The organism is Streptomyces sp. AcH 505, assembly GCF_000818175.1.
In the GTDB taxonomy this organism is placed as follows: Bacteria; Actinomycetota; Actinomycetes; order Streptomycetales; family Streptomycetaceae; genus Streptomyces.
Map to the genome: position 1 here is coordinate 4,033,826 of NZ_JTIY01000001.1, position 7,532 is coordinate 4,041,357.

Consider the following 7,532-nt stretch of genomic DNA (forward strand, 5'->3'; position numbering starts at 1 on the left):
GGGCGGCGGCGCGGCGGGCGGGCTCGTCGGCGGGGTCCTCACCGATCTGCTGTCCTGGCGCTGGGTGCTGCTGATCAACGTGCCGATCGGTGTGCTCGTCATCGTCGGCGCCGCCGTATGGGTCAGCGAGAGCAGGAACGACCGGCCGCGCCGACTCGACCTGCCGGGCGCCCTGTTGGCCACGGTCGGGCTCGCCGTCCTCGCGTACGGCATCGTGTCGACGGAGGAGAAGGGCTGGGGCGCCGCGGCGACGCTGGTGCCGCTGATCGGCGGGCTGCTGCTGCTCGGCGCGTTCGTCGCCGTCGAGGCGCGTTCGGCCTCGCCGCTCGTACCGCTCAAGGTGTTCAGGAACCGGGCGGTCTCGGCGGCCAACGCGGGGATGTTCGTGTCGGGCGCGACCTCGTTCGCCGTGTGGTTCTTCATGACGGTCTACGCCCAGAACGTGCTGCACTACTCGCCGTTGAAGGCGGGCCTCGCGCTCATCCCCAGCTCGCTGAGCATCGTCGTCGGCTCGAAGCTGGCGCCCCGGCTGATGCCCAGGGTCGGTGCCCGCAACCTCGCGGTACTCGGCACGCTGATGGCGGTGGCCGGCTTCTGGTGGCAGTCGATGATGACCGCCGACGGCACGTACGTGACGTCGCTCCTCGGCCCCGGCATCCTCATGCTGACCGGCCTCGGCCTCGCCTCCACACCGCTCGCCGCCCTCGCGACGACCGGCGCGGCCCCCGGCGACGCCGGGCTCGTCTCGGGGCTGATCAACACCTCACGCACGATGGGCGGCGCGCTCGGCCTCGCCATCCTCTCCACGGCGGCGGCGGCCCGCACGGCGGGCGGCACGAGCCCCGAGGCGCTGACGGCCGGCTACGCGCTGTCGTTCCGTGTCGGCTGCCTGATCATGCTCTTCGGCGCGCTGCTGATGCTGGTGTGGCTGCCGCACCGGCGCGCCGAGACGCTGGGCTCTTGAGGGGCTGTTGGGCCGTTGAGGGCTACAGCCAGCCTTGCCGACGTGCGGAACGTACGGCCTCCATGCGGTTGCGGGTGCCGGTCTTGCCGATCGCGGACGACAGGTAGTTGCGGACGGTCGACTCGGACAGATGCAGCTTCGCCGCGATGTCCGCGACCGTCGCACCGTCCACGGACGCGTTCAGCACGTCCCGCTCCCGCGCCGTCAGCGGACTGGGCCCCGCGCTCAGCGCGGCGGCCGCGAGCGCCGGGTCGATGACCGTCTCACCCGCGAGCACCCGCCGGATCGCCGCCGCCAGCTCCTCCACAGGCCCGTCCTTGACGAGGAACCCGGCGGCCCCCGCCTCCATGGCCCGGCGCAGATAGCCGGGCCTGCCGAACGTCGTCAGGATCAGCACCCGGCAGTCCGGCACCTCGTCGCGCAGCAGCGCGGCGGCGTCGAGCCCGCTGAGGCCCGGCAGTTCGATGTCGAGCAGCGCCACATCGGGCCGTGAGGTGAGCGCCTCACCCACGATGGCGTCCCCGGTCGCGACCTGCGCGACCACCTCGATGTCCGCCTCCATCCCGAGCAGCAGCGCGAGCGCGCCCCGCATCATGCCCTGGTCCTCGGCAAGCAGGACGCGTACGGACGTGGCCGGCCTGTGGTCCTGCGGCATCTCGTTCACGGGGCCAGATTAGGGCCGGCCGCCCGCAGGCACCCGGTCGGCGGGGCCGGGCCCGGCCAGGGCCCGTCCGGGCCTTGATCCGGCCTGATCCGCCGGCACCTCCTAGGCCGCCCCGGTCAGCGGCAGGCGCGCCGTCACCCGGAAGCCGTCTCCCACCGCGCCCGCCTCCAGCGAACCGCCCGCGCCCGACAGCCGTTCAGTGAGGCCCTTCAGGCCGTTGCCGGCCGCCGAGTCGACCAGGTCGGGGTGGGCGCCTATGCCGTTGTCGGTGACGGTCAGTGTGGCCCGTTCCTCGGAGCTGCCCACCACGATCTCGCACCGCGTCGCCCCGCTGTGCCGTACGACGTTGGTGACGGCTTCCCGTACCACCCAGCCGAACAGCGCCTCGGTCTGCGGGTCCAGCGGGCGTCCCGACTGCCGTACGACCGGCTCGACGCCGGCGCCGCTGAGCGCCGAGCGCGCGCGGTCCAGGTCGCCCGAGAGGCTGCCCTCGCGGTAGCCGGTGACGGCCTCGCGGATCTCGGTCAGCGCCTGCCTGCCGACCGACTCGATGTCGCTGATCTGGCCCAGCGCGGAATCCAGCTGCCGCGGGGCCAGCCTGCGCGCCGCCTCCGCCTTCACCACGATCACGGAGAGGGTGTGACCGAGCAGGTCGTGCAGGTCGCGGGAGAACCGCAGCCGCTCCTGCTCGACCGCCGACCGCGCCAACTCCTGCCGGGTTTCACCCAGTTCGATCACCGTCTCGGACAGTGTGAGGATCGCGGCCGTGACCATCGTGGACAGGAACGTGCCGTACGCGACGGTCACCGCGTCCCAGCCCTCCTGGTACCCGCCGATCGTCCCCGCCGACACACTCAGCGCGAGCCCCACTACCCCGACGGCCCGGCCGCGCAGCACACTGCCGCACGCCAGACCGAGCAGCGGGAAGAACAGCAGCCAGCTGCCGCCGTACCCGATGCCGAGGCCGAAGGTCACCACCCCCATCGCGACCAGCGTCCAGCGGGTGCCCGCGCTGTCCCGCGCCCGCGGCACGAAGGCGCGGAACACCACCGACACGTACAGCGAGTTGAAGATGAACAGACCGACGGCGCCGACCCACGCGTTGGGCGTCTTGCCCTGGACGAGGTTGGAGAAAGCGCCGAGCAGCATCAGCAGCCACGGCAGCATGGCGTACCCGCTGGGCGGCCCCGGCCGGCGCTGTCCCTCGGGGGCGCAGGCGGCGGAGCGCCTGAAGGGCAGCGCCAGCAGCCGGGTCCTCAGCGCGGGTTTCATACCGTCCTCCCTGACTTGCGGTAGGAGACAACAGCGTACGAACCGAACAGCGTGAGCCACCCCAGCATCACCACGACGGTGAGCAGTCCGGGAGCGTTGCCCGCCGTCGTCGACCAGCCCAGATCCGCGAACCGGTTGGCGGGGGTGAAGCGGGCGACCGAGCGCAGCCAGCCGGGGAACAGCTCCAGCGGGAACCACAGTCCGCCGATGACGGAGAAGCCCATCAGCGTGGCGACGTTGAGCACACCCGTGGTCTGCGCGGTGAGCCGGTAGCCGTTGCCGATGCCGAGCAGGGTGAAGGGCAGCGCGCCCGCCCACAGCAGCACGATCAGCACCGGCCACTGCCACAGCGGCATCCGTACGCCGTTCACCAGCGCACCGGCCAGCAGTACGGCGCACAGCGCGGGCAGGACCGTCACGGATCCGGTGATCGCCCGGCCGAGCACCACCTGGCGCGGCAGCATCGGTGTGACGCGCAACTGGCGCAGCCAGCCGTGCGACTTGTCCTCGGCGATACCGGTGCCGGTGCTGACGGCGGCGCCGAGCGCCCCGTACGCCGCCATGCCGACCATGGAGGCCGTGCGCCACTCGTCGGAGTCAGGGCCGCTGCTCACCCCGATGTTGGTGAACAGCAGATACATCAGTACGGGCATCCCGGCGCCGAAGATGAGGAACCCGGGATCGCGCAGCGCCCGCCGTACTTCCAGCTTGACGTACTGGAACATCACGCCATCTCCTTCGCGAGCTTCTGGTCGTGGACCTCGGTCGGCTTCTGCTCATGGGTCAGGGCCAGGAAGGCGTCCTCCAGCGTCGCCGGGGTCACCTCCAGCCGGTGGATGCGCTGCGCCGCGGCGAGTGCCACGACGGTCGCGTCCGAGTCGTCGGTACGGAGCCTGGCCCGGTCGCCGCGCACCTCGACCGAGACCACGCCGGGCAGCAGGGTGAGCCCTTCCGAGCCGAGCCCCCGCAGGTCGAAGCTGACGAGATGGCCGCCGACGGTCTCCTTGATGCGGTCGCCCGAGCCGTCGGCGACGATCCGGCCGTGGTCGATGACGACGATCCGGTCCGCGTACTCGTCGGCCTCCTCCAGGTAGTGCGTCGAGAACAGCACGGTGTTGCCGCGCCGCGCGTACGCCCGCATGGACGCCCAGAAGGCGCGCCTTGCCTCCACGTCGAGCGCGGCGGTCGGCTCGTCGAGTACGAGCAGTTCCGGCGCGCCGGCCAGCGCGACCGCGAACCTGACCCGCTGGAGCTGGCCGCCGGAGAGCTTGTCGACGCGCCGGTCGCCGAGTTCGCCGAGACCGGCGAGCGCCAGCGCCTCGGGGACGGGCAGCGGCTCGGGGAAGGTGCTCGCCACGAACGTGACCAACTCCCTTACGGTCACCCGCCTGATGGGCCGGCCGTCCTGGAGCATCGCGCCGACCCGGCCGGCCGCCACGGCCCGCGACGGCGGGCCGTCGAAGAGTTGCACGGTCCCGGTGTCCGGCTCGTCCAGGCCGAGGAGCAGCCCGATCGCGGTCGACTTGCCCGCGCCGTTGCGGCCGAGCAGGGCCACGGTCTCGCCGCGCGGAATGCTCAGATCGGCGGCCACGACGGCGCGTACGGCACCGAACGACTTGCCGACTCCGGTGAAACGCACCGCCGTTGCCGCGGCTGGTTCTGCTGTCTGCGTCATGCCCATGACGCTACGGAGCGGGGCGGCACCGGCGGCAGATGCGCATGTACGGACTCGGGCAGTACATATGTCACAAGGGGCCGCCACCGGCGGCCCCTTGTGATCCCTCTGCGATATGAGTCCGCCGGTCAGGCGGCCTTGGTCTGTTCTCCGTGGCGTCGGTGCTTGCCGTAGGCCGGAGACGTCGAGTCCTCCGTCGATGCGGCACCCCCGCGGTGCTTTCCGTAGCCTCCGGCTTCGTCCCGGGCGGCGTCCGCGGTCTGCGGACGGTCCTGAGCCGTGTCGGTTCGGGCCTCAGACATGTCGTGAAGTCACTCCGTCGTACTGTCGCTGTCGTGGTCGCTTTGTGCGCCAACCACCCTAGCCAGCCGTCCCACGGCCGGTCAGGGGTGCCTGCGGATCGGTGAGCGGCGCCTGTTGGAGCGGAACCGGTCTGCACAACACAGGAGTCCGCGGAGCGCCGGACGGTTCCAGCCCCGACGGATCGTTCTGCGCGATCCCGTCAGGGACCGGGGCGTCCGCGGGGGCGGCGACCCGCGCCACCCCGCACGGCACCGCGCTCGTCGCGTGCGGCAGCCGCAGCTCACCGTCCCGTGTCCACAGCCCCGAGCCGGCCAGCCACCCTTCAGGCGCGGGCAGTTGATGCAGCTGGCGGCCGGCCGGGCGCCACACACCGAGCCAGCTGTCGCCGGCGGCGCCGCCGGCCGCGCCGTCCTTCGCGATGTCGATCCGCAGCGCCACCGCGCAGTTCTCGGGCATCAGCATCTGCCCGGGCTGCACGGCGAACGGGGTGACCACACAGTCCGCGGGACGCAGACATTCGGGGAAGCGCACCGGCCGCCTGCTGCCGAGCACACCCCAGCCGATCCTGCCGTGCCCCGGCGCGTCGGAACAGATCAGCAGCAGCCCGCTGTCGGGGTCGGCGAGCAGCAGCCGGTCGTTGCTCTCCTCCGTGATCTGGAGCAACGGCATGACCTCACCGCCGCGTTCGAGATCGACGGCGACGGCCTTGACGACACCGTCCAGCTCCCGGTCCACCGCCAGCATCCGCCCCGCGCGGTCCAGCCAGCCGCCGCCCGAGCAGCGGCCCGGCACCTCGGCGACCAGTTCGGGACCGAAGGCGCCGCCCGCCACCAGCCAGACCGCGGTGGAGTGCTGGCCGGGCGCGAGGGCGTACGCGCTCCGGCCGTCCGGCGCCGGCGGCAGCAGCGTCAGCTCCTCGCACTCGACGGCGCCGACGGGCAGCTCGCCCGTGCCGCGCCCCGCCGGGTAGAGCAGCGAAAGCCCGAACCGGTCGGCGACCCTGCGGACGATGAGCACGCGCCCGTCGGACAGCGGCAGCACCTGGGTGCCGGGCTCCTCCGGCTGGTCGAGCGGGAGCGGTACGGCGTAGGGCTCATGGCCGTCGAGCGTCCACCGCTCGGGGAACCACGCGTCGCTGTCCGGCGTCGCGCGCGTCAGCCGCGCCGCGTACGTCCCGTCCGCCGTGATCGCGAATCCGGTGTGCCGCACAGCGCCGCCCGCCGCGGCCGTCCCCATGGCGCGGACCGTCATTCGGTGTCACCTCCGGCCATGAAAGTAGTTTTCGTACTTCCAGCCGAACAACATGAGAGCCCCCACTTCACACATAAGAGTGTCACTGAGGGGATTCGTCGGGAATGGCGGGGGTGGTTGTGCTGGTCAGCGAGGCGGTGGGTTAGCTTAGGTACGCCTAAGTAGGTACGCCTGACTCAGTATGCCCGCGTGGGCATGTCGACGGAACACAGCTGGAGCGAGTACCCATGTCCATACGACGCCGCGGCGCCATCACCGCGGTCGCCCTGTCGGCGGCCCTCACCCTCGCGGCCTGCGGCGGCGGCTCCGACAGCGGTTCCGCCACATCGGACTCGGCCGCCAAGAAGGCCGACGTCGCCACCGGCGGCAAGGACTTCGGCGACGCGGCCCAGAAGACGGCGGCCTTCGGCACCGACGCCAAGCCCGGCCAGTTTCCCCGCACCATCACACACGCCATGGGCAAGACCGTGGAGAAGAAGCGCCCCGAGCGGGTCGTCGTCCTTGACGTGGGCGAGTTCGACAACGTTGTCTCACTGGGTGTCAAGCCCGTCGGCTACGCCCCCACCGAGGGCGACGAGTCCATCCCCAGCTACCTGAAGAAGGACGCGGGCACCCCCGAGAACGTCGGCACGATCAACAACCTCAACCTTGAGGCGATCGCCAAGCTCAAGCCCGACCTGATCCTCGGCAGCCAGCTCCGCGCCGCGGACAAGTACAAGGAACTGGCGCAGATCGCCCCGACGGTCTTCTCCATCAGGCCCGGCTTCACCTGGAAGCAGAACTACCTCCTGAACGCCAAGGCGCTGGACCGGCTCGACCAGGCCGAGGCGAAGCTCGCCACGTACGAGGAGAAGGCCAAGGCGCTCGGCACGGCCGTCGGACCCGACAAGCCGACCGTCTCGATGGTCCGCTACATGCCGGGCCGGCTGCGCCTCTACGGCCAGGACTCGTTCATCGGCACGATCCTCAAGGACGCCGGTCTGCCCAGGCCGAAGAACCAGCAGATCAACGACCTGGCCGTGGAGATCAGCCCCGAGAAGATCGACGAGGCGGACGCCGACTGGATCTTCACCGGGGTGTACGGCGACGCGAAGAAGACCGACCGCGACACCGCACGCGGCAACCCGCTGTGGAAGAACCTGACGGCGGTCAAGGACGGCAGGGCCAAGGACGTCAAGGACGAGACCTGGTACCTCGGCCTGGGTGTGACGGCGGCCTACCAGGTGCTGGACGACCTGGACGGCTACCTGGCGAAGTAGACGCCGGTACGAGGGCCGGCAGAGGGCCGGTACGAGGCGGGCGCCTGCGGCCCGGGTCCGTAGCGCGCGCCGACGCCGCGCCGCTGGCCCCTGACGTTGCGGGCAGGGCGCTGCGGGCAGGGCGGCCGCGGGCACGGGCAACGG

At 71.6% G+C, this 7,532-nt stretch carries 7 protein-coding genes; 2 read left to right on the forward strand and 5 right to left on the reverse strand.

Features of this window, described 5'->3' with window-relative positions; genetic code table 11:
• Positions 1-964, forward strand: a 964-nt coding sequence (locus HY68_RS18450) for an MFS transporter (protein ID WP_041996510.1), incomplete at its 5' end; no start/stop codon positions are given.
• Between the two features lie 22 nt (positions 965-986).
• Here HY68_RS18450 and HY68_RS18455 read toward each other — a convergent pair.
• The 5 genes from HY68_RS18455 to HY68_RS18475 form a co-directional block, all read right to left on the reverse strand.
• Positions 987-1,619 (reverse strand): response regulator transcription factor, encoded by a 633-nt coding sequence (locus HY68_RS18455; RefSeq protein ID WP_041990291.1) that lies wholly within the window; start codon positions 1,617-1,619, stop codon positions 987-989.
• A gap of 111 nt (positions 1,620-1,730) precedes the next feature.
• Complete coding sequence (locus HY68_RS18460) at positions 1,731-2,900, reverse strand: sensor histidine kinase (protein ID WP_052457130.1); 1,170 nt, start codon at positions 2,898-2,900, stop codon at positions 1,731-1,733.
• Positions 2,897-3,625 (reverse strand): ABC transporter permease, encoded by a 729-nt coding sequence (locus tag HY68_RS18465; protein WP_041990294.1) that lies wholly within the window; start codon positions 3,623-3,625, stop codon positions 2,897-2,899. Before HY68_RS18465 ends, HY68_RS18460 begins: the two co-directional genes overlap by 4 nt.
• A complete protein-coding gene (locus HY68_RS18470; protein WP_078863953.1) occupies positions 3,625-4,575 on the reverse strand; it encodes an ABC transporter ATP-binding protein in 951 nt (316 codons plus the stop codon). Before HY68_RS18470 ends, HY68_RS18465 begins: the two co-directional genes overlap by 1 nt.
• Positions 4,576-4,935: 360 nt before the next feature.
• Entirely contained in the window at positions 4,936-6,129 is a 1,194-nt protein-coding gene (locus HY68_RS18475; RefSeq protein WP_041990299.1) for a hypothetical protein, read from the reverse strand.
• A 227-nt stretch (positions 6,130-6,356) separates the two neighbouring features.
• On the opposite strand from HY68_RS18475, the gene HY68_RS18480 reads away from it, so the two are divergent.
• Complete coding sequence (locus HY68_RS18480; RefSeq protein ID WP_041990301.1) at positions 6,357-7,388, forward strand: iron-siderophore ABC transporter substrate-binding protein; 1,032 nt, start codon at positions 6,357-6,359, stop codon at positions 7,386-7,388.
• Positions 7,389-7,532 lie beyond the last annotated feature (144 nt).

Excerpts from the sequence above, each read along its gene's own strand:
- HY68_RS18455 (WP_041990291.1), bottom strand. The coding sequence starts at position 1,619 with ATGCCGCAGGACCACAGGCCGGCCACGTCCGTACGCGTCCTGCTTGCC.
- HY68_RS18460 (WP_052457130.1), bottom strand. The coding sequence starts at position 2,900 with ATGAAACCCGCGCTGAGGACCCGGCTGCTGGCGCTGCCCTTCAGGCGC.
- HY68_RS18465 (WP_041990294.1), bottom strand. The coding sequence starts at position 3,625 with ATGTTCCAGTACGTCAAGCTGGAAGTACGGCGGGCGCTGCGCGATCCC.
- HY68_RS18470 (WP_078863953.1), bottom strand. The coding sequence starts at position 4,575 with ATGACGCAGACAGCAGAACCAGCCGCGGCAACGGCGGTGCGTTTCACC.
- HY68_RS18475 (WP_041990299.1), bottom strand. The coding sequence starts at position 6,129 with ATGACGGTCCGCGCCATGGGGACGGCCGCGGCGGGCGGCGCTGTGCGG.
- HY68_RS18480 (WP_041990301.1), top strand. The coding sequence starts at position 6,357 with ATGTCCATACGACGCCGCGGCGCCATCACCGCGGTCGCCCTGTCGGCG.